We start from the raw sequence: 22,120 nt of genomic DNA, 5'->3' as shown, positions 1-22,120 counted from the left end.
GACTTCCAGTGTGCGCCGAGCGGGCGGTCAGCGCCGCAGCGCCACGCGGTCGGCGGGCGAAGACGCCGGGATCATCTCTCGAAGAGGGATGCCGAGGGCTTGGGCGACGCGGTCGCATCGGCGTCGGTGGCCGCCCGCGAGCCGCGCATGAACTCCTCGATCTCGGCGCCCTGCGCCACCTTCGCCGGGTGGGGTCCGGCCGCCATCAGCCGCGGGAGCCACTCGACCGGGAGCGGGGCGGCGGAGGCGGCCACGACGAGGTTGCCGAAGCGGCGTCCCTTCAGCACCTGCACCTCGGCGAGGACGATGACCTCGGGCAGCACCTCGCGGATCGTGGCGACCTGGCGGCGGGCGAAGGCGAGCCCCGGCCCGTCGGAGACGTTGACCAGGAGCACGCCCTCGGGAGCGAGCAGCGCCGCCGCCTCGCGGTAGAACTCCACGGTCGTGAGGTGCGCGGGAGTCTGAGCGCCGGAGTAGACGTCGCTCACGAGCAGGTCGACGGCGCCGGTGAGCCCCGCGGGCAGCTTCGACAGGCCCGCCCGGGCGTCGCCGATGCGCACGCGCACCGAAGCGCCGCGCGGCAGGGGGAGGTTCTCGCGCACGAGGTCCCACAGCGCCGGTTCGAGCTCGATGACCTGCTGACGCGAGCCGGGCCGGGTCGCCTCGACGTAGCGCGGCAGCGTGAGGGCGCCCGCGCCGAGGTGGACCGCTGTGAGGGGCTGTCCCGGCATCCGGAGTCGATCGATCACGGCGCCCATACGCGCCACGTACTCGAAGTGCAGGTGCGTGGGGTCGTCGAGGTCGACGTGCGACTGCGGCGTACCGTCGACCACGAGCTCCCAACCCGAGACGAAGCCCGAGGGCGAGACGCGCGCGAGGGAGCCGTCCGACAACCGCGCGGTGGGGGCGTCGTCGGGTTCGATGCGCATGCGGGCCATATCCCCACGCTAGGCCCTCCGCGCGGCGGTACCGTGGCCGCATGCGGGTGGATCTCAACGCCGACCTGGGCGAGACCGTCGACGGGGTGCCGACGGCCGACGACGACGCCCTGTTCGCGGTGATCTCCAGCGCCAACATCGCCTGTGGCGGGCATGCGGGGGATGCCGCTTCGATGCGCGCGTCGGTCGAGACAGCGGCGCGCCACGGGGTCGCCGTCGGCGCCCACCCCTCGTACGACGACCGCGCGAACTTCGGTCGCGTCGCCCGTTCGCCCGAGCCCGCGGAGCTGAATGCGAGCGTGACCGCTCAGCTGTCTGCCCTCGTCGCGGCCGGAGCCGACCTGCGCTACGTCAAGCCGCACGGCGCGCTGTACCACGCGGTCACCGCCGATCCCCGGCAGGCCGAGGCGGTCGCGGCGGCGGTGGCGGACCACTCCGCACGGCTCGGACGCGCCCTGCCGGTGCTCGGCCTCGCCGGCGCGATCGCCGAGGCCGCGGCATCCGCCGGTCTTCCGTTCGTGCACGAGGCCTTCCTCGACCGCGGGTACACCGCGCGGGGAGGCCTCGTCCCGCGCGGAGCGCCGGGTGATCTGATCCACGACCCCGAGCTCGTCGCCGCCCGTGCGCTCCGCCTGGTGCGGGAGGGCGAGGTCGACACGGTCGAGGGCACGCGCGTCGCCGTCGAGGCCGCCTCGCTGTGCCTGCACGGGGACACCCCCGCCGCCGTCGCGATGGCGCGGGCCGTGCGAGCGGCCCTGGACCACGCGGGCGTCGAGGTGCGCGCTCCGTGGTGACGCTGCGGACGATGGGCGACACGGCCCTGCTGGCCGAGGTCGCCGACCTCGCCGCGGCCGTGCGCGTGCACGCCGCACTCGCCGCGGATCCGCCCGACGGCGTCGACGACCTCGTCCCCGCCGCGCGCACCGTGCTGGTCGCCTTCGATCCGCAGCGCACCTCGGCCGCGGCGGTCGCCGCGTGGGTCCGGACGACCGCCATCAGAGACTCGGATGCCGCCGCCCCCGGCCCCCTCGTCGAGATCGCGACGCGCTACCATGGCGCCGACCTCGACGACACGGCCCAGCTGCTCGGCATCCCCGTCGACGAGCTCGTCTCCCGCCACCGCGCCGCGGAGTGGACGGTGGCCTTCACCGGGTTCGCGCCGGGCTTCGCCTACCTCGTGAGCGCGGACTGGCCGTTCGACGTCCCTCGACTCGACCGCCCCCGTCTACGCGTGCCCGCCGGATCCGTGGGTCTCGCGGGGGCCTTCAGCGGCGCCTATCCCCGCGACACCCCGGGCGGCTGGCGGCTGATCGGGTCGACGGACGCGGCCCTGTTCGACCCCCAGGCCGCCGACCCCGTGCTGCTGCCGCCCCGCACCCGCGTGCGTTTCGTGCCGCTTCGCGACCGCGTGCGCGGCGCCGGGCGGCAGGGGCCTCATGAGTCGACTCGGACGATCGGGCGAGCGGATGCCACGACACCGCCGCCCCGTTCCGGTTCCTCGCCCCGTGTCCTCCCTCCCGTCGGGGAGTCGCGCCCCGCTCTGCGCATCGTCGCCCCGGGACCCCTCGTCACGGTGCAGGACCTCGGTCGATCCGGTCGGGCGGCGCTGGGGGTGGCGCGTTCGGGTGCACTGGATCGCGGTGCCCTGCGCATCGCGAATCGTCTCGTCGGAAACGACGAGTCGGCGGCGGCCCTCGAGATCACGCTCGGGGCGTTCTCGGCGCGGGCCGAAGACGACTGCTGGATCGCCGTGACCGGTGCCCTGGCCGAGGTGCGCGTCGACGGGCGCGGCGTCTCGGCCTACGCGCCGGTGCGGCTCACGAAGGGGGCGGAGCTGACGATCGACCCCGCCCGCGCGGGCCTGCGGCTGATCCTCGCCGTTCGCGGGGGAGTGGCCGCCGAGCCCGCGCTCGGCTCGCGCTCCACCGACGTGCTCGCCGGGCTGGGTCCTGCGCCCCTGCGCGCGGGCGAGCTCGTGCACGCGGGAGCGGCGACCGGTGTCGTGCCCGTGGTGGACGGGTTCCCGTGGTCGATCCCCCCGGTCGTGCTCGAGGTGGGGCTGCGGCCCGGACCGCGGGCGGACTGGTTCGCCCCCGCCGCCGTCGATGCTTTGATCGATGCGACCTGGACCGTGACGACCGACATCGACCGCGTCGGCATCCGACTCGACGGCCCGGTCCTCGAGCGCACGCGCCCTGACGAGCTCCCCAGCGAAGGCATGCGCCCGGGCGCCCTCCAGGTCCCTCCGCACGGGCGCCCGGTGATCCTGCTCGCCGACGGTCCGGTGACCGGGGGATACCCCGTGATCGGGGTGATCCCGGATGCCGTCCTCGACGCGCTCGCGCAGGTGCGGCCGGGTGATCGGGTGCGATTTCGCCGGGTGTGAACGGGGCGGCGCCCGGAATTCTGGACGGGCGCACGCGGTTATACCGCAGGTCCGAGAACGCGTCAAGAATTGGACTGGACACGGCGAGTCCTCCCGCGTATGCTTGGACTTTGCGCTCCTCGATTCCCCCTGCCCTCATATGGTGGTCGGCTGAGCCTGCCCGTCCCCGCTTCATCGCGGTGTGCGGCGAGCAGGTTTTCGGGGCAGGAACGCACTCCACCTGACGACAAGGAATCACGAGCCCCTCGCCCGGGCTTCTGGAGGTTATTCCCTTGGCTGCTGCGAGCAACGCATCCACCACCACCACCCCGAAGAGCGGACGCGGCGCATCTCGCCTCTCGTTCGCGAAGATCTCCGACAAGCTGACCGTTCCCGATCTGCTCGCGCTGCAGACCGAGTCGTTCGACTGGCTCGTCGGTAACGACGCATGGAAGGCGCGCGTCGCCGAGGCTCAGGCCGCCGGTCGCACCGACGTCCCCGAGATCAGCGGACTCGAGGAGATCTTCGAGGAGATCTCCCCCATCGAGGACCTGAGCGAGACCATGCAGCTCTCGTTCACGAACCCCTACCTCGAGCCCGAGAAGTACTCGATCGAAGAGTGCAAGGAGCGCGGCAAGACCTACGCCGCCCCGCTGTACGTCGAGGCCGAGTTCATGAACCACCAGACCGGTGAGATCAAGACCCAGACGGTCTTCATGGGCGACTTCCCGCTCCAGACCAACAAGGGCACGTTCATCATCAACGGCACCGAGCGCGTCGTCGTGTCGCAGCTCGTGCGTTCGCCCGGTGTCTACTTCGACAAGACGCCCGACAAGACCTCCGACAAGGACATCGTGTCGGCGCGCGTCATCCCCTCGCGCGGTGCCTGGCTCGAGTTCGAGATCGACAAGCGCGACCAGGTCGGCGTGCGCATCGACCGCAAGCGCAAGCAGTCGGTCACCGTCTTCCTCAAGGCCCTCGGCCTGACCAGCGAAGACATCCTCGCCGAGTTCTCCGGCTTCGACTCCATCGAAGAGACTCTGTCCAAGGACACGATCCTCACGAAGGAAGACGCCCTCCGCGACATCTACCGCAAGCTCCGTCCGGGCGAGCAGGTCGCCGCCGAGGCCGCGCGCGCGCTGCTCGACAACTTCTACTTCAACGCCAAGCGCTACGACCTGGCCAAGGTGGGGCGCTACAAGATCAACCAGAAGCTCGGTCTCGACAAGCCGCTGAGCGACTCGGTCCTGACCGTCGACGACATCGTCGCCACGATCAAGTACCTCGTGCGCCTGCACCGTGGAGACACCACGTTCGACGGTGTGCGCGGTGGCCAGGCCGCCGAGATCCGTCTCGACACCGACGACATCGACAACTTCGGCAACCGTCGTATCCGCGCCGTCGGCGAGCTCATCCAGAACCAGGTCCGCACCGGTCTGTCGCGCATGGAGCGCGTCGTCCGCGAGCGCATGACCACGCAGGACATCGAGGCGATCACGCCGCAGACCCTGATCAACGTGCGCCCCGTCGTTGCCGCGATCAAGGAGTTCTTCGGAACCTCGCAGCTGTCGCAGTTCATGGACCAGAACAACCCGCTCGCGGGTCTGACCCACAAGCGCCGCCTGTCGGCCCTGGGCCCCGGCGGTCTCTCGCGTGAGCGCGCCGGCGTCGAGGTCCGTGACGTCCACCCCTCGCACTACGGCCGCATGTGCCCCATCGAGACCCCTGAAGGCCCGAACATCGGTCTGATCGGCTCGCTGGCCTCGTTCGCCCGCATCAACGCCTTCGGTTTCATCGAGACCCCGTACCGTCGCGTCGTCGACGGCCGGGTGACCGACCAGATCGACTACCTCACCGCCAGCGAAGAGAGCGACCACATCGTCGCTCAGGCCGGTGTGGCGCTGCAGGCCGACGGCCACTTCGTCGAGGACCGCATCCTGGCTCGCCGCGGTCAGGGTGGCGAGGTCGACCTGTTCCCCGTCGACGAGATCGGCTACATGGACGTCTCGCCGCGCCAGATGGTGTCGGTGGCGACCTCGCTCATCCCGTTCCTCGAGCACGACGACGCCAACCGCGCCCTCATGGGTGCGAACATGCAGCGTCAGGCCGTGCCGCTCGTGCGCAGCGAGTCGCCCGTCGTCGGTACCGGTATGGAGGGCTTCGCGGCCATCGACGCCGGTGACGTCGTGACCGCCGAGAAGTCCGGTGTCGTCCTGGAGGTCTCGGCCGACGTCGTGACGATCCAGCTCGACGAGGGCGGCACGCAGGACTACTTCCTGCGCAAGTTCGACCGCTCGAACCAGGGCACCTCGTACAACCAGCGCGTGGTCGTCTCGGCCGGTGAGCGCATCGAGGCCGGCGAGGTCATCGCCGACGGTCCCGCGACCGAGAACGGCGAGCTCGCCCTCGGCAAGAACCTCCTCGTGGCGTTCATGACCTGGGAAGGCCACAACTTCGAGGACGCGATCATCCTCAGCCAGGACCTCGTGAAGGACGACACGCTGTCGTCGATCCACATCGAGGAGTACGAGGTCGACGCGCGCGACACCAAGCTCGGCAAGGAGGAGATCACCCGTGACCTCCCCAACGTCAGCCCCGACCTACTGAAGGACCTCGACGACCGCGGCATCATCCGCATCGGCGCCGAGGTGCGTCCCGGCGACATCCTCGTCGGCAAGGTCACGCCCAAGGGCGAGACCGAGCTCTCTGCCGAGGAGCGCCTGCTCCGCGCGATCTTCAACGAGAAGAGCCGCGAAGTCCGTGACACCTCGCTGAAGGTGCCCCACGGCGAGCAGGGCACGATCATCGCCGTCAAGGAGTTCAACGCCGAAGACGGTGACGACGAGCTCGGCTCGGGCGTCAACCGCCGCGTCGTGGTCTACATCGCCCAGAAGCGCAAGATCACCGAGGGCGACAAGCTCGCCGGCCGCCACGGCAACAAGGGTGTCATCGCCAAGATCCTCCCGATCGAGGACATGCCCTTCCTGCCCGACGGCACGCCGGTCGACATCATCCTCAACCCGCTCGGCATCCCCGGTCGAATGAACTTCGGTCAGGTCCTGGAGCTCCACCTCGGCTGGATCGCCCAGCAGGGCTGGAAGGTCGAGGGCACCCCGGAGTGGGCCGCGCAGCTGCCCGAGTCGGCTCGCGAGGCCGCCCCCGGCACGAAGGTCGCCACCCCGGTGTTCGACGGTGCCTTCGAGGCGGAGATCGCGGGTCTGCTCGACTCGACGATCCCCAACCGCGACGGCGACCGCATGGTCGACTCCTCGGGCAAGACGCAGCTCTTCGACGGTCGCTCCGGCGAGCCGTTCCCGGCGCCCATCTCGGTCGGCTACATGTACATCCTGAAGCTGCACCACCTCGTCGACGACAAGATCCACGCGCGTTCGACGGGCCCGTACTCGATGATCACCCAGCAGCCGCTCGGTGGTAAGGCGCAGTTCGGTGGTCAGCGCTTCGGTGAGATGGAAGTGTGGGCGCTCGAGGCCTACGGTGCCGCGTACGCGCTGCAGGAGCTCCTCACGATCAAGTCCGACGACATCCTCGGCCGCGTCAAGGTGTACGAGGCCATCGTCAAGGGCGAGAACATCCAGGAGCCCGGCATTCCCGAGTCCTTCAAGGTGCTCATGAAGGAGATGCAGTCGCTCTGCCTGAACGTCGAGGTCCTCTCGGCCGACGGCACCGCGGTGAACCTGCGCGACACGGATGACGACGCCTTCCGCGCCGCGGAAGAGCTCGGCATCAACATCTCCAGCCGCTTCGAGTCCTCGTCGATCGACGAGATCTGAGCTTCCAGCTCAGCGACCCAGCTCAGATTTCAGAGAATTCCGACACAGGAGAACCAGTGCTCGAATCAACCACTTTCGATCAGATCCGTATCGGTCTGGCCACCGCCGACGACATCCGTCGTTGGTCCTTCGGTGAGGTCAAGAAGCCCGAGACGATCAACTACCGCACGCTGAAGCCCGAGAAGGACGGCCTCTTCGGCGAGCAGATCTTCGGGCCCTCCCGCGACTGGGAGTGCGCCTGCGGAAAGTACAAGCGCGTCCGCTTCAAGGGCATCGTCTGCGAGCGCTGCGGCGTCGAGGTCACCAAGAGCTCGGTCCGTCGCGAGCGCATGGGCCACATCGAGCTCGCCGCGCCCGTCACCCACATCTGGTACTTCAAGGGCGTGCCCTCGCGCCTGGGCTACCTGCTCGACATGGCGCCGAAGGACCTCGAGAAGGTCATCTACTTCGCCGCCTACATGGTCATCTCGGTCGACGAGGATGCTCGTCACCGCGACCTGGCCACGCAGGAGAACAACATCCGTCTCGAGCTGAAGACGCTCGGCGACCGCCGCGATGCCCGCATCGCCGCTCGCCTCGCCAAGCTCGAGGAGGAGCTCGCCGCCCTCGAGGCGGAGGGCGCCAAGGCCGACCAGAAGAAGAAGGTCAAGGACGCCGCCGAGAAGGAGATGACCTCGGCGCGCAAGAACGCCGACGAGCAGATCGCGAAGCTCGAGCGCGTGTGGGAGGACTTCCGCACGCTCGAGGTCGGTGCCCTCAAGCCCGAGGACGACGTGTTCCACGAGCTCCAGGACCGCTTCGGTCAGTACTTCGAGGCCCACATGGGCGCCGAGTCGATCAAGCGTCGCCTCGAGGCCTTCGACCTGCAGGCCGAGGCCGACAGCCTCCACCTGCAGATCTCCGAGGGCAAGGGCCAGCGCAAGATCCGCGCGATCAAGCGCCTCAAGGTCGTCAACTCGTTCCTGCAGACGGGCATGACCCCCGCCTCGATGGTGCTCGACGTTGTCCCGGTGATCCCGCCGGAGCTTCGTCCGATGGTCCAGCTCGACGGTGGCCGCTTCGCGACCTCCGACCTGAACGACCTCTACCGTCGAGTGATCAACCGCAACAACCGCCTCCGTCGCCTGATCGACCTCGGTGCCCCCGAGATCATCGTCAACAACGAGAAGCGCATGCTGCAGGAGGCCGTCGACGCGCTGTTCGACAACGGCCGCCGTGGTCGCCCCGTCACCGGCACCGGCAACCGCGCCCTGAAGTCCCTGAGCGACATGCTCAAGGGAAAGCAGGGTCGTTTCCGCCAGAACCTGCTCGGAAAGCGCGTGGACTACTCTGGCCGTTCCGTCATCATCGTCGGACCCCAGCTCAAGCTCCACCAGTGCGGTCTGCCCAAGCAGATGGCTCTCGAGCTGTTCAAGCCGTTCGTGATCAAGCGCCTGATCGACCTCGGTCACTCGCAGAACATCAAGGCCGCCAAGCGCGCCGTCGAGCGCTACCGTCCCGAGGTGTGGGACGTGCTCGAGGAGATCATCCGCGAGCGTCCCGTGCTGCTGAACCGTGCACCCACCCTGCACCGTCTCGGCATCCAGGCGTTCGAGCCCCAGCTCGTCGAGGGCAAGGCCATCCAGCTGCACCCGCTCGTGTGCGCGGCGTTCAACGCCGACTTCGACGGTGACCAGATGGCTGTCCACCTGCCCCTGTCGGTCGAGGCCCAGGCCGAGGCTCGCGTGCTCATGCTCGCCTCGAACAACATCCTCAAGCCGTCGGACGGCCGCCCGGTCACCCTGCCCTCGCAGGACATGATCATCGGTCTGCACCACCTCACCACCCTCAAGGAGGGTGCCGTGGGCGAGGGCCGTGCGTTCGGTTCCGTGGGCGAGGCGATCCTGGCCAAGGACGAGGGGACCCTCGACCTGCAGGCCAAGGCGCGCATCCGCATCCCCGGCCTGACGTTCCTCGAGGGCCAGGCTCCCGAGGGCTACGACGTGCACGGTCTCGTCGACGCCTCGCTGGGTCAGGCGATCTTCAACGACACCCTCCCCAAGGGCTACCCGTTCGTCCGCGAGCAGGCGGACAAGGGCAAGCTGTCGCAGATCGTCAACAAGCTGGCCGAGGAGTATCCCAAGGTCGAGGTCGCAGCGTCGCTCGACCGGATCAAGGACGCCGGTTTCTACTGGGCCACCCGTTCGGGTGTCACGGTGGCGCTGAGCGACATCCTCACCCCGCCGAACAAGGCGGAGATCGTCGCGGGCTACGAGAAGCAGGCCGCGAAGGTCCAGGGCCAGTACGAGAAGGGTCTCACCACCGACGCCGAGCGTCGCCAGGAGCTCATCAAGATCTGGACCGAGGCCACCGACGAGGTCCAGAAGGCGATGCGGGACAACTTCCCCGCCGACAACACCATCAACCGCATGGTCTCGTCGGGCGCCCGTGGTAACTGGCTGCAGATCCGCAACATCGCGGGTATGCGAGGCCTGGTGAACAACCCCAAGGGTGAGATCATCCCGCGTCCGATCATCTCCTCGTACCGCGAGGGTCTGTCGGTCGCCGAGTACTTCATCGCGACGCACGGTGCCCGTAAGGGTCTGGCCGACACGGCCCTCCGTACGGCCGACTCGGGGTACCTGACCCGTCGTCTCGTCGACGTCTCGCAGGATGTCATCATCCGCGAGGAGGACTGCGGCACGTCGAAGGGCCTCGAGCTCCCGATCGCCGCGGCCGACTCGACCGGTGCGCTGGTCAAGGACGCCAACGTCGAGAACTCGGTGTTCGCTCGTACGCTCGCCACGGCGGTCGTCGACGCGCAGGGCACCGTGCTGGCCGAGGCCGGCGACGACGTGGGCGACGTGCTCATCGACAAGCTGGTCGCCGGTGGCGTCGAGACGATCAAGGTCCGTTCGGTCCTGACGTGCGACTCGGCCGTCGGTGTCTGCGCCAAGTGCTACGGCCGTTCGCTGGCCACCGGCAAGATCGTCGACATCGGCGAGGCCGTCGGTATCATCGCGGCCCAGTCGATCGGTGAGCCCGGTACCCAGCTGACGATGCGTACCTTCCACACCGGTGGTTCGGCGTCGGCGGACGACATCACGCAGGGTCTTCCCCGCGTGCAGGAGCTGTTCGAGGCCCGCACCCCCAAGGGTGCGTCGCCGATCGCCGAGGCCGACGGCCGCATCACGATCGACGAGACCGACAAGGCCAAGAAGGTCATCCTGACGCCCGACAACGGCGACGAGCCGGTCGTCTACCCCGTCCTGAAGCGCGCGACGCTCCTGGTCGAGGACGGACAGCACGTCTCGGTCGGCGAGCCCCTCCAGGTCGGAACGCTCGACCCCAAGGAGGTCATGCGCGTGCAGGGTGCCCGCGAGGTGCAGAAGTACCTCGTCAACGGCGTCCAGGGCGTGTACCGCTCGCAGGGTGTGCCGATCCACGACAAGCACATCGAGGTCATCGTCCGACAGATGCTCCGGAAGGTGACCGTCGTCGACCACGGCGACACCGACCTGCTGCCGGGTGAGCTGGTGGACTTCAAGCGCTACCAGACCATCAACCGCGAGGCCGTCGGCGAGGGCAAGCGTCCCGCGTCCGGTCGTCCCGAGCTGATGGGTATCACGAAGGCGTCGCTCGCGACGGAGTCGTGGCTGTCGGCCGCGTCGTTCCAGGAGACCACCCGCGTCCTGACGCAGGCGGCCATGGAGGGCAAGAGCGACCCGCTCGTCGGCCTCAAGGAGAACGTCATCATCGGAAAGCTCATCCCCGCCGGAACCGGACTTGCGAAGTACCGCAACGTCACTGTCGAGGCGACGGAAGAGGCCAAGAGCGAGCGGTACCCCAACCGCATCTTCGCCTCGGACGGCGCGTACAGCGACGCCGACCTGAGCTACGTCGACTTCGACAGCTTCTCGACGGACGACTTCACCCCCGGCACGTACAACTGATCGAACGACGGATGCCACGCCCCGGCGCGGCATCCTGATCCCCGAAGGCCCCCGGCTCGCGCCGGGGGCCTTCGTCGTGCCCGCGGCGTGTCGGGTGCCGGGGGATCCGCCCGGGTGCGCCTACCGTTGTCGTGGAGGTTCGCATGGCCCGTATCGGGGGACGCAGCTTGTGGCTGGCTTGGCCGGCGGGGCTGCTCTGCGCCGCCGCGGTCGTGACACTGGGGGTGCTCGCCACCCCGGGGGTGCCCTTGGCGATCGGCTTCGCGGGCGACACGCTGCGAGCCGCCACCGGCCGGCATGCCGACACCCCGACGGTCGCCCCCGCGCCGGCCTCGGACTGCCGCCACCTGTACTCGCAACCGCTGTGGTCGTCGCTGGTCTGGTCACCCAAAGCGTTGCTCTCGCAGCGGCACACCGCCCCGGCCTCGACGCCCGAGGCCGTCGCGGCGGCCGCGCCCACGGTCGTGATCACGTGCCACTGGCGCGGGGAGGCGGGCCGCGCGATCGAGACGACCGTGTCGACAGTCACCCCCGAGGGCGCTTCCGCCGCCGTCGCCACTCTCACCGGCCAGGGCTTCTCGTGCTCCGTCGCCATAGACACCACGCATTGCGAACGCACCGTCGGCGACGTCTCGGAGATCCACGACCTTCGCGGAGACCGCTGGGTGTCGTCCACGCTCACGGACTGGATGCCCGACGGTTACGCCGCCATCGTGGCATCCCACGCCTTTTCGGGCGAGTGACGCGACCGGGTCCCGGCGCGGGGCCCCGTGGGATCGGCGCCGACCCGGTCGGCCGCTCGCCGGCCGAACGTCGAAGAAGGCGCCCCGCGGTCCTACGAGCTGTCAGCCGCCGAACACCGAGGAGATGATGCTCGCCGTGTACCCGGTGGGCGCGAGATTCGAGTACTGCGTGTCGATCAGGACGCCGTCGCGCCAGTACAACGTGCGCCCGTCGTTGACGGGGTAGGTGGGGTTGATCCAGGTCTTCTCGCACCGCGTGCCGGAGTCGGGGGTGTAGCAGCTGAAGCCCTGCGTATCGACGAGGTCGTTGAGCATGTCGAGGGCGGGCCCGCGATCCTCGCGCGAGATGCGGGTGACCAGACCGGTCGTATCGGCCCCGGGGTCGCGCCAGATGCAGGTCAGCGAGCCGTCCGACTGCACGCCCGATGCCCCGAGCGAGGGGTCATTCAGCGGGGTGTTGCCGAGCTGCGCCAGCACGTCGGCGGACAGCATGGCGCGGCAATCCGCGGGGATGCGGACGGCGGGGGCGGTCTGAGTGATCGTCGGGATCGGCGTCGGGCTCTCCGAGACCACGGTCACGGACGGGGCGGGAGCCGCTTCTTCGGCCGCGGGCGCGCAGGCGCTCAGGGCGAGGAGGGCGGCGCCGGCGAGGGCCGCCGCGACGGCCGGACGAAGCAGACGACGGGACATGGGAACACCCTAAGCCGCACCACCGACACGGTCGAGAAGGATATCCGACGGCACGCCTGCGCGGCGGCGAGCCTCTCGCGGGTTAGCCTGGCGCCGCAAGCACCGCGTGAGGAGACCCCATGAGCGACAACAAGTCGTACGGCGACCCCGTCGCTGAACCGAAGGACACGTACGGCGACCCCGTCGTCGAGCCCCAGGACGAAGCGCAGGATGTCGTCGGCCGAGCCCACGAGGGTCTCGCCGACGCCGAGGCCGCCCGTCGCGACGCTGTCGACCCCGCCGCCGCCGAGGCCGCGTGGCACGAGCGCGAGGCGCACGAGCGTGAGGCTGCCGTCCCGACCACGGCCCGCAGCGAGCACACGGCGCCGGTCGTCCACGACGCGTCCCCCGTCGCGCCCCGCGACTCCTCCGTCGACCTCGACGACGAAGACGCCCGCTGGGCCGCCTACGCCGCCTCTGCCGAGCCCGCGCACGACGAGGTCCGCCGCGACGACGCCCGTTACGACGACGTCCGCCACGACGACGTCCGCTACGACGACACCACCGCCGCCGCGCGTCACGACGACGCGCACACCACCGCCTACCCCGCGGCCGCGGGTGCAGCCGCTGCGGCCGCGACCCCCGTCTCCGATGAGCCGACGCGCGCCGTCGGCGGTCCGCAGCCGATCTTCGTGCAGGCGCCCGAGGCTCCCCGCCCGCGCAACAACCGCGGCGCAGCCGGGGCCATCGGTCTGCTCGCCGCGCTCGCCTTCGCCGTGCTCTACCTCGCGGCCACCCTCGGTCTCGGACTGCTCACGAACGCGATCCAGGTCGCCGATCTCGGTCAGGCGGCCCTGTCTGCCCTCACCACCTGGGGCCTGTGGGTTCCGACGGTGGCGTTCTACCTCGGCTTCTGGTTCCTGGGCGCCCTCATCAACCGGGGCCGGTGGGGCCACTGGGTCGTCTGGGGTCTCGTCGTGGGTGTCGTGGCCTGGGGCGGTCACCTGCTGGGCGCGCTCTTCGCCGCTCCCTTCTGGGAGATCACCCCGCGCGAGTCGGTCGATCTCCTGCAGAACAACGTCCTGGCCCCGCTCGCGATCGTGGCCTTCGTGCTCGGCCGCGAGCTGACCATCTGGTTCGGGTCGTGGGTGTCGGCACGTGGTCGTCGGGTCACCGAGATCAACGCCGAGGCGCAGCGCGAGTACGAGCGCACCCTGGAGGCCGGTCCTCAGCTCTCGCAGCGCTGAGCCGGGAGCAGATGGCCGACGAACAGCGACCGGCGGGGGTATCCCGGCCGGTCGCTGTCGTCTTCGCGGCCGTCGTGTTCGTCGCCCTCTCGATCGCCGGGCTGGGCGTGGCGAGTCTCATCGTCGATGCCGACGTCATCCCTGTCCGCGGCCTCGGCCCCATCCCGGGAGTGATCGGTCAGCTGCTGGCGCTCGGGGCCTTCGCCCTGACGCTGCGGTGGGGCCTGCGTGCGGATCCGCCCGGGTACCTGATCGCCGTGCCGTGCGCGATCGCCGCCTATCTGGGCGAGGTTCTCGGGATCGTGACCGGCGCCCTCGTCAGCGGTGCCGACCCGGCTCGTGGGGTCGCCGCCGCCGGCAGCGTCGCCCTGGGATTCCCGGGCCCCGTCGTCGCTGCGGCCGGACTGATCGCCGGTCTCTTCGGCATCCTGCTCGTGAGATCCCGCTCGAACGGACCGCACTGGCGGTGGGAGGACGACGAAGAGGGTCCTCGAGGTCGTCCGTGACGCGCGGTTCCACCGACATCCGCGTGTTCCCGGGCGTGTCGGGCTAGCGTAGAGGCGTGGAGCGGTCGCTCGAAAGCCAGGTCGGTCAGGCGGTGGACGCCTGGCTGCGTTGGCTGCCCCGGTGGGAGCCCGCCAACCACCGCGGACGGGTCGCCCCCTGTCGTCGGTGCTTCGGCTCACCGGTCCTGTCCGCCGCGGGTCTGGGCTCGGACGTCCCCCACGGGGTGCAGCACGGGCTGTCGACGCGGATGAAGGCCATCGTCGATCACGCGGTCGCCGAGTACACCTCCCGCAACCTGCCGATGCTGCAGGCCGAGCTCGATCAGCAGTCGGAGCGCAATCGTCGACGCTCCTACCGCCCCGCGGAGGGACTCGAACCCGAATTCGACGGGATGCCCTTGGATCCCGACCCCGAACCCGGCGCGCCTTTCCTCTTCACCCTGTCGGGCCTCGCCGCGGAGGAGGACGCGTCGATCCCCGCTCTTCCTCCTCTCTCGGATGCCGCGAAGGCGGCGCTGCGGCAGGAGGTAGGGCTCGCCGACGACTACGCGAACATGATCGGACGCGAGGTGTGCACCGTGCTGTTGCACCACCGTCTGCGGATCCAGGCCGCCGTGGCCGAATTCGTCGAGCCCCAGATCGCCGCGCTCCTCGACGATCTCACCCGGTCGCTGGATGCGCCCTTCGATCCGCGCGACGTGGAGCCGCCGGCATCCTGAAGCTTCGTCCACAGCGCGCGGTGTGTCATCGCGGTTTTGTTAGCATCGACGGGTTGTCCGCTGATCGAGTCGCGGACACGTCGTCCGGGGGAGGGGGCTCGATGCCGCAGCGGCTTCCGTCGTCGCCGCCCATCCTGCCCGGGCTCGCGTACATCCGCCCGCTCGGCTCGGGGGGATTCGCCGACGTCTTCCTCTACGGGCAGGACATGCCCCGACGCGACGTGGCGGTCAAGGTCCTGCCGAGCGATGTGCGCGACACCGAACTGCTGCGGATGTTCAACGCCGAGGCCGACGTGCTCGCGCATCTGTCGGCCCACCCCTCGATCGTCACCGTCTACCAGGCCGGGATCTCGGCCGACGGTCGTCCCTACATCGTGATGGAGTTCTGCCCGGGCTCCCTCGCCCAGCGGTACCGCGTCGAGCGCATCCCCGTCGCCGAGGTCCTCTCGATCGCCGTGCGCATGTCGGGCGCGCTCGAATCGGCGCACCACGCGGGGCTCATCCACCGCGACGTGAAGCCCAGCAACATCCTCGTGACCACCTTCGGGGCCCCCGTGCTCGCCGACTTCGGCATCTCCTCGTCGCTGGTGCGGCAGGGCGCCGACGAGATGCTGGCGATGTCGGTGCCGTGGAGCGCGCCCGAGGTCGTCTCGGAGCAGACCGCCGGCACGGTGTCGAGCGAGGTCTGGAGCCTCGGCGCCACCGTCTACTCCCTGCTCGCCGGCCAGAGCCCTTTCGAGCGACGGGAGAAGGGGCAGAACTCCCGCGAGCAGCTGCGCCGCCGCATCGCCCGAGCCTCGTACACCGCCATCTCCCGCACCGATGTGCCGGCGTCGCTGCAGGCGGTGCTCGCGAGATCGATGGCCCGCAATCCCGCGGAACGTTACGCCAGCGCGCGGGAGTTCGGCGAGGCGATCCAGGCGGTCCAGGTCGAGAGCGGTCTGCCCGCCACGCCCCTCGAGATCCCCGCGGCGGAGTGGGCGCCCGCGGCGCGTGCCGTCGACTTCGCCGACGGTACGGTGCGCGGTCCCGCCCGCTCCCGCATCGAGCGCGAGGGTGCGCGCAAGCTCCGCACGTCCTCCGGCATGGCCGGATACGTCCGCGACGAAGACACCGACATCGCCGCCCCCGCTTCGGCCGGGTCGAAGGTCCTGCCGTGGATCCTCGCCTCGGCCACCCTCGTGACCGCCGGGGCCGTCGCGGTGGCGGCGCTGTTCGCGACGGGGGTGCTCCGGTGAAGCGCGGGACCATCGCGGGGCTGGCGTCGACCCTGGCGGCCGCCGCCCTCGTCGTCACCGCGAGCATCGTATGGCCCGGTCTCGATTCTCAGCAGACGCCCGAGGTCGACACCTCGGTGTGGGCGCTGCAGACCGGCGACGGCCAGCGGTACGCGCGCGTGAACACCACCGTCGGCGAGCTCGACACGGTGCGCACCGCCGGCAATCCGAGCCAGGTGGCGCAGAGCGGCGACGGCGCCTACCTCTTCACCGACAGCTACAGCAAGCTGACCCGCATCGACGAAGCGCAGCCCGTCGACCTGTCCGACGAGCAGCTCGAAGCCTCGCCCGACACTCCGCCCGGGACGACCTCGGTGGCCACGGCCGGCGACTATGCGGTCTACCGCACCGACACGGGCACGCTCTTCGCGAGCCGTCTCAGCCAGGCCGGGCAGCGGCCGAGCGAGCTCGACCCCTTCGGCACCTCTCAAGACGAGAACGCGCCCTCGTACACCGCGGATGCCATCGCGCTCGACGACCGGGGGATGCTCTTCGCCTATTCCTCCGCCGACGGTTCCGTCATCCGGTACGACATCGAGGCCGACGAGCTGCGCGGCCGCGATGCCCTCGACGTGGACGTCGCCACGCCCGTGCTCTCGGCGGCGGGCGACACCTGGGTCCTCGTCGATGCGGACTCCGGGCGCGTGTGGGTTCGCGGGGCGGATGCCCAGGCGATCGAGACCGCCGACCAGCTCGTCGTCTCCGACGCCGACGCCGAGGCCCGCGCGGTCTACGTCGCCGACGACCAATCGCTGTGGAGCATCCCGACCGACGGGTCGGCGCCGCGCCGCGAGGTCGGCGGCGGAGGCAACGTGCTCGGTCAGCCGGCTCGTCCCCTCTCCCACCGGGGCATCGCCTACGCCGCGTGGCTGCTCCCCGGCGACGCACGCGGAACCCTGTGGCGCTCCGACCAGGGCGAGACGAACCTCGACTACGGCGGGGCGAGCCTGCCCGACCAGCGGCGACCGGTCTTCGTCGCCACCGATCACGCCGTGATCCTGAACGAGACGCGCACGGGGTGGGTGTGGACCGTCCCCGACGGCGCGCTCGTCGCGTCGAGCCAGAACTGGTCCCTCGACGACCGCACCGAACAGACGGCGGTGCAGAGCGACGAGAAGCTCAGCGTGGTGCTCGACCCGAAGCCGCCCGTCGCCGAGCCCGACGCGTTCGGGGTCCGGCCGGGCCGGCTCACGACCCTGCCGGTCCTGCTGAACGATCACGACCCCAACGAGGACGTCCTCAGCATCATCGCCGAGAGCGTCACGGGCCTCGATCCGGGTTTCGGCACGCTCACCGTCACGGACTCCGGTCAACGCCTCGCCGTTCGCGTGGCACCCGGGGCGACGGGCAGCGCGACCTTCTCGTACTCGGTCACCGACGGCACGGCGGCCGATGGGCTGAACTCCGCGCCGGCGACGGTGACCCTGACCGTCTCGCCCCCGGAGTCCAACGCGGCGCCCGTCTGGTGCGGCGTCGACAAGTGTCTTCAGCCCTGGCCGACCCCCGAGGTCGCGCGCGGTGGGACCGTCACCGTCCCCGTGCTCCCCGGGTGGGTCGACCCCGACGGCGACCCGCTCCTGCTGCTCTCGGTCGACAACCCCGGTGGGGTGGGAACGGTTGCGGCCACCCCCGGCGGCGACGTGGTCTACCAGCACGCCGACGACGGCTCGGGCGGCGAGCAGAACATCCAGCTCGACGTCACGGTCGCCGACACCGAGGGCGCCGTGACGACGAAGCCGCTCATCATCCGCGTGGCACCCGACCCCACGCTCGCGGTGCAGTCGTTCGCCCGCATCGACACGGTCGGGTCGTCCCTCGCCGTCGACGTGGGCCCGCACGTCACGGGGACCGCCGGCAACATCAGCCTCACCTCGGTCCGCGTCCTCGACGACGCGGCGGCTTCGGCGACGGTCGTCGGAGGCAGCACGACCTTCGACTTCACGGCCAACCAGCCCGGCGTGTACCGCGTCGACTTCACCGTCAACGGGGGCGGTCGCGACGCCACGGGAACGGCGCGCATCACCCTGCTGCCCGCCGACGCCCCGGCGCAACTGGCGACGTCTCCCGTGGTGGCGTTCGTCCGGCCGCAGGAGGACGCGACCCTCGACGTCTTCAGCGCGGTCTCCAACCCGACCGGCCGGGTGCTGCTGCTCAGCGACGTGACCGGTTCGGCCGAAGAGGGCGCGTCGCTCACGGTCGACACCGTGGGGCAGAACGACCTGCGCGTCTCGGGGAGCACCGCGGACGGTTCGGCCGGACCCCTCGGCACCGTCGCCTACACGGTGAGCGACGGCACCGACGACGAGGGCTCGCGCGTGGCCGGAGAGGCGACCGTCTACCTCCTGCCGCCCGCTCCCGAGATCGCGCCGATCGCCGTCGACGACAACGTCACGGTCCGCGTCGGCGCGCAGATCGACATCCCGGTGCTCGACAACGACATCTCGCCCGCGGGCGGTCGTCCCACCCTCGATCCCTCGAGCGTCCAGACGCAACCGGCGAGCGACGCCCTCGCCTTCACCTCGGGGGGCGTCCTGCGCTATCTCGCCCCGACGACGCCCGGCTCGTACGAGGTGACCTATCGCGTCTACACGACGGGTACCCCGGCGCTCTGGGACGAGGCGACCGTCCACATCACGGTCCTGGGCGGTGAGGCGAACCGCGCCCCCCTGCCCGACACGCTCGAGGGGCGCGTCCTGAGCGGCGGCACCACGTCGATCGACTTCCGCGGTTTCGGGGTCGATCCCGACGGGGATTCGGTCACGCTCGACCGGATCGTCGCGCAGCCCGACCGGGGAACGGCCAGCATCTCGCCCGATGGGGCGAGCATCCTGTACTCCTCGGTCCCGGGTGACCGCGGCCAGGTGTCGTTCCGCTACCGCGTCTCCGATCCCTCCGGTGCCACCGGTGAGGGGACCGTCCGCATCGGCGTGCTCGACGCCCAGGCCAACCCGAGCCCCATCACCTTCACCGACTACGTCCAGGTGCAGGCCGGTGCCGACCGCACCATTCGCGTCAGCCCGCTGGCCAACGACATCGACCCCACGCAGGGACGCCTCACGCTCACGGGGGTGCGACCCGATCTGCCGGAGAAGCTCGCCGACGAGAGCGACAACCCCGAGTACGCGCGCCTCAAGAGCTACATCGGGTCGATCTCCGACACCGGGGTCGTCATCGAAGCCGGCGAACAGCCCGGGACCATGTCGTTCCTCTACGACGTGGCATCCGATTCGGGAAACACCGGGCGTGGGCTGATCGTGGTCAAGGTGGTGCGCGAGAGCGTGCCGGACTACCCGGTCGTCGCCGACACCGTCCTCACCGTCGAGAACCGCGACGACTTCACCACCGGCGTCGACGTGCTGGCGGGCAAGGCCACCTGGTCGGGTGGCGAGGTGTCGGATCTCGATGTGTCGCTCTGGGGTCAGCCCACCGACGTCACGATCGACGGTCGGAAGATCTCGGGGACGCTCCCCGCCACGCGACGGGTCATCCCGTTCGCCATCACCGGGCGCGTGGGCGATACCGATGTGACCACTTACGCATTCCTCCGCGTTCCCGGTGACGACGATCTGAGCCTCGCGCTGCGGCCGGGGGCCGCCCAGCGTGTCGACGAGCTCGCCTCGGTCGACTTCGACATGGCGAACCTCGTCGCCCTTCCCCGCCGAGCGACCCTCGAGGTCGGGACCGACGTCTCGGCCACCGGGGTGCGTGCCGAGGGTCGCTGCTCCGTGTCGGGGACGGTCGTCCGCTACGACGCGGGAGCCGGGTCGCCGTACACCGACGCCTGCCAGGTGCCGGTGCGCGTCGCGGGCACCCAGGAGTGGACGGTGGTCTCGGTGCCCATCGGCATCGTCGCGCGTGATCCCCAGCCCGAGCTCAAGCCGGGAGCCCTGACGGTCGGCCCCGGCGAGACCGCGACCTTCGACCTGCGCAACATGACGAGCTGGCAGCTCGGACGCGAGGACTGGAACGGCATCCGGTACGCGCTCGACTACGGCGGGGCCGCGTTCCAGGTGTCGCTCGACGGATCCGTCGTCACGGTCACCGGCAAGGACCGCTCCGTGCCCGGCACCGAGAACGCCGCGATCATCTCCGTCACCAGCCACAACGCCGTCGCCCCGGCGCGCCTGGTGCTGCGGGTGGGCGCTGCGCCCTCCACCCTCCCGCAGGGCGGTACGACGTCGCAGCAGTGCTCCCAGGCGTCCGGCTCCAGCTGCACGATCGGCGTGATCGGCAGCAGCGGCGAGGTCAACCCGCTGCCGCGCACCCCCCTCGAGGTCGTCGACGTCCGGCCGACGGCGTCGTGCACGGGCGTCAGCTTCGGTGTGGCCTCCTCGTCGAGCATCGTGGCCTCGTGGGGCGACGACGCTCCGGGGGCCACCTGCAGTGCCAGCGTGACGCTGCGCGACGCGCAGGGGCGCACGACCGCATCCACCCGCGACGCGCGCGTGGTGCTCGATCTGCTGGGCTTCCCCCGGCCGCCGTCGAGCGTGCGGCAGACGGCGTTCGGCGACGGCACGGTGACGCTGCGGGTCGACCCGGGCGAGGCGCGTCGCGCGTACCCGGGCATCTCGGGCTTCGTCGTGCGTTCGAACGGGGCGGAGGTCGCCCGGTGCGGTGCCGACGGTTCGTGCCCGCCGATCTCCGCGCCCAACGGCGAGCAGCGGGAGTACGTCGTCACCGCGGTGAACAGCGTCGGCGAGTCGCGCGGAGCCGTGCGCACGAGCGGGTGGGCGTACCGCGCCCCGAAGCAGCCCGGGGCCCTGACCTTCGTTCCCTCGCAGACGAACGGGGAGGGCAACGTGGCGGATCTGACCATCACGGGCGTCGACGGCGCCGAGACCGGCACCCTCGAGATCTCGAGCCCCGTGGGCGACAAGATCCAGGTCAATGTCGGTCGCAACCAGGACACCGTGCAGGTGCGCCGGTTCCTGGTCGGTTCGAATAACGCCACGAGCATCACGGTGCGCCCGATCTCGCGGTTCAGCACGCCCCCGGGCCTCGGCGGCTCCACCAACGGCGGCGAGCTGATCGGTACGGCCCACGGCGTGGGCGTGGCGCAGAACCTGACCCTGAACCTCACGTCGCGCTCGACGGGCAACCAGCAGTCCACCGTGATCGCGGAGGGTTCCGCCCAGCCCAACGGCGCCGACGTGGAGCTGAGGTACGACATCGTCGAGGGGTGGTCGCGTTGCCAGCCCGGCTCCGGGTCCAGCCGCGAGGAGTTCCCGAACAAGAACGACGGCGAGAGCTACGACTTCACGATGTGCGTCGAGACGTTCTTCAACGGCCAGTCCTACGGGGCGGTCTCGACGAAGCAGAGCCTGAACGTCTCGCAAGACAACGCGGCACCCAGCGGCTACACCTTCACCGTCGACCCGAAGGCGGTCGTCAAGGGCGACGAAGCGCGGTGGTACTTCGATAAGGACATCAAGGCCGGTAGCACGCCCCCGCGCAACAACGAGCTGAAGTACGAGAATTGGGCGCCCGGATCGCAGGTGTTCGACCGCGACCCGAACATCCTCGTCTACTTCCAGCACAAGGTCTGGGGCACCCAGTCCGAGCGGGGGCTCGTCAAGCCCGCCTCCGGCAGCGCGCCCTACCAGGTGCAGGCGTCGTGGAAGGTCTCGAGCTGCGAAGCGGGGGGCACGCTCCGTGCCGAGGGCAGCTCGAGCAACGGCAAGGCCGCCCTCTCCCTCGACTACGACGGCGTGGTCTACAAAGACAAGAGCGGCGCGAAGCTTCCCACAACCGAGGGCAACCCCCGGCTCGTACCCGCCGGCGCGGTGACCGTCGAGAACATCGGCGTCACGGTCGACTGGTCCGCCCAGGGATGGAACCTCGACAAGGCCACGGCCAAGCTCTCGGGCGCATGCCAGCCCGGCACCTCCGCCCCCTCATCCTGAGCCGTACGGCATCCACCCCCCTCTCCCTCT

12 protein-coding genes are annotated in these 22,120 nt (G+C 70.3%); 10 read left to right on the top strand and 2 right to left on the bottom strand.

Translation table 11 applies throughout. From position 1 onward, the window contains the following. Positions 1 to 71: 71 nt before the first annotated feature. Entirely contained in the window at positions 72 to 938 is an 867-nt protein-coding gene (locus F9B98_RS04035; RefSeq protein WP_150953169.1) for a spermidine synthase, read from the bottom strand. A gap of 41 nt (positions 939 to 979) precedes the next feature. On the opposite strand from F9B98_RS04035, the gene F9B98_RS04030 reads away from it, so the two are divergent. From F9B98_RS04030 to F9B98_RS04010, 5 genes are all read left to right on the top strand, one after another. Beyond that, positions 980 to 1,732, top strand: coding sequence for a 5-oxoprolinase subunit PxpA (locus tag F9B98_RS04030; RefSeq protein WP_150953166.1), 753 nt, complete (start codon positions 980 to 982; stop codon positions 1,730 to 1,732). Between the two features lie 11 nt (positions 1,733 to 1,743). Next, positions 1,744 to 3,324 carry an urea amidolyase family protein gene (locus tag F9B98_RS04025; protein WP_191966734.1) on the top strand — a complete coding sequence of 527 codons (1,581 nt, stop codon included), beginning with the start codon at positions 1,744 to 1,746 and terminating at the stop codon, positions 3,322 to 3,324. Between the two features lie 272 nt (positions 3,325 to 3,596). Then, positions 3,597 to 7,094: a DNA-directed RNA polymerase subunit beta gene (locus F9B98_RS04020; RefSeq protein WP_150953163.1), complete on the top strand. Its 3,498-nt coding sequence runs from the start codon at positions 3,597 to 3,599 to the stop codon at positions 7,092 to 7,094. A gap of 56 nt (positions 7,095 to 7,150) precedes the next feature. Continuing rightward, entirely contained in the window at positions 7,151 to 11,026 is a 3,876-nt protein-coding gene (gene rpoC, locus F9B98_RS04015) for a DNA-directed RNA polymerase subunit beta' (RefSeq protein WP_150953160.1), read from the top strand. 143 nt (positions 11,027 to 11,169) lie between these two features. After that, positions 11,170 to 11,769, top strand: a complete 600-nt coding sequence (locus tag F9B98_RS04010) for a hypothetical protein (RefSeq protein ID WP_150953157.1) — start codon at positions 11,170 to 11,172, stop codon at positions 11,767 to 11,769. Positions 11,770 to 11,871: 102 nt separating this feature from the next. Here the strand turns inward: F9B98_RS04010 and F9B98_RS04005 are convergent, their stop codons facing one another. Then, positions 11,872 to 12,459 (bottom strand): hypothetical protein, encoded by a 588-nt coding sequence (locus F9B98_RS04005; RefSeq protein ID WP_150953154.1) that lies wholly within the window; start codon positions 12,457 to 12,459, stop codon positions 11,872 to 11,874. A 119-nt stretch (positions 12,460 to 12,578) separates the two neighbouring features. On the opposite strand from F9B98_RS04005, the gene F9B98_RS04000 reads away from it, so the two are divergent. The 5 genes from F9B98_RS04000 to F9B98_RS03980 all read left to right on the top strand — a co-directional run bounded on the left by F9B98_RS04000 (position 12,579) and on the right by F9B98_RS03980 (position 22,090). Continuing rightward, a complete protein-coding gene (locus F9B98_RS04000; protein WP_150953151.1) occupies positions 12,579 to 13,685 on the top strand; it encodes an ABC transporter in 1,107 nt (368 codons plus the stop codon). An 11-nt stretch (positions 13,686 to 13,696) separates the two neighbouring features. Beyond that, the gene (locus F9B98_RS03995; protein ID WP_150953148.1) at positions 13,697 to 14,191 is read left to right on the top strand and encodes a hypothetical protein; all 495 of its coding nucleotides are present in this window, start codon (positions 13,697 to 13,699) and stop codon (positions 14,189 to 14,191) included. Between the two features lie 56 nt (positions 14,192 to 14,247). After that, positions 14,248 to 14,910 (top strand): spermidine/putrescine ABC transporter substrate-binding protein, encoded by a 663-nt coding sequence (locus tag F9B98_RS03990; RefSeq protein WP_150953145.1) that lies wholly within the window; start codon positions 14,248 to 14,250, stop codon positions 14,908 to 14,910. A 101-nt stretch (positions 14,911 to 15,011) separates the two neighbouring features. Then, a complete protein-coding gene (locus F9B98_RS03985) occupies positions 15,012 to 16,148 on the top strand; it encodes a serine/threonine-protein kinase (protein WP_150953140.1) in 1,137 nt (378 codons plus the stop codon). Then, entirely contained in the window at positions 16,145 to 22,090 is a 5,946-nt protein-coding gene (locus tag F9B98_RS03980) for an Ig-like domain-containing protein (RefSeq protein ID WP_150953137.1), read from the top strand. The genes F9B98_RS03985 and F9B98_RS03980 overlap by 4 nt, the downstream gene beginning before the upstream one ends. The last annotated feature ends 30 nt before the right edge of the window (positions 22,091 to 22,120 follow it).

It is taken from the genome of Microbacterium testaceum StLB037 (assembly GCF_008763945.1).
In the GTDB taxonomy this organism is placed as follows: Bacteria; Actinomycetota; Actinomycetes; order Actinomycetales; family Microbacteriaceae; genus Microbacterium; species Microbacterium testaceum_G.
Note: the sequence above shows the minus strand (reverse complement) of the source record. Positions and strands in the feature narration are given on the sequence as shown.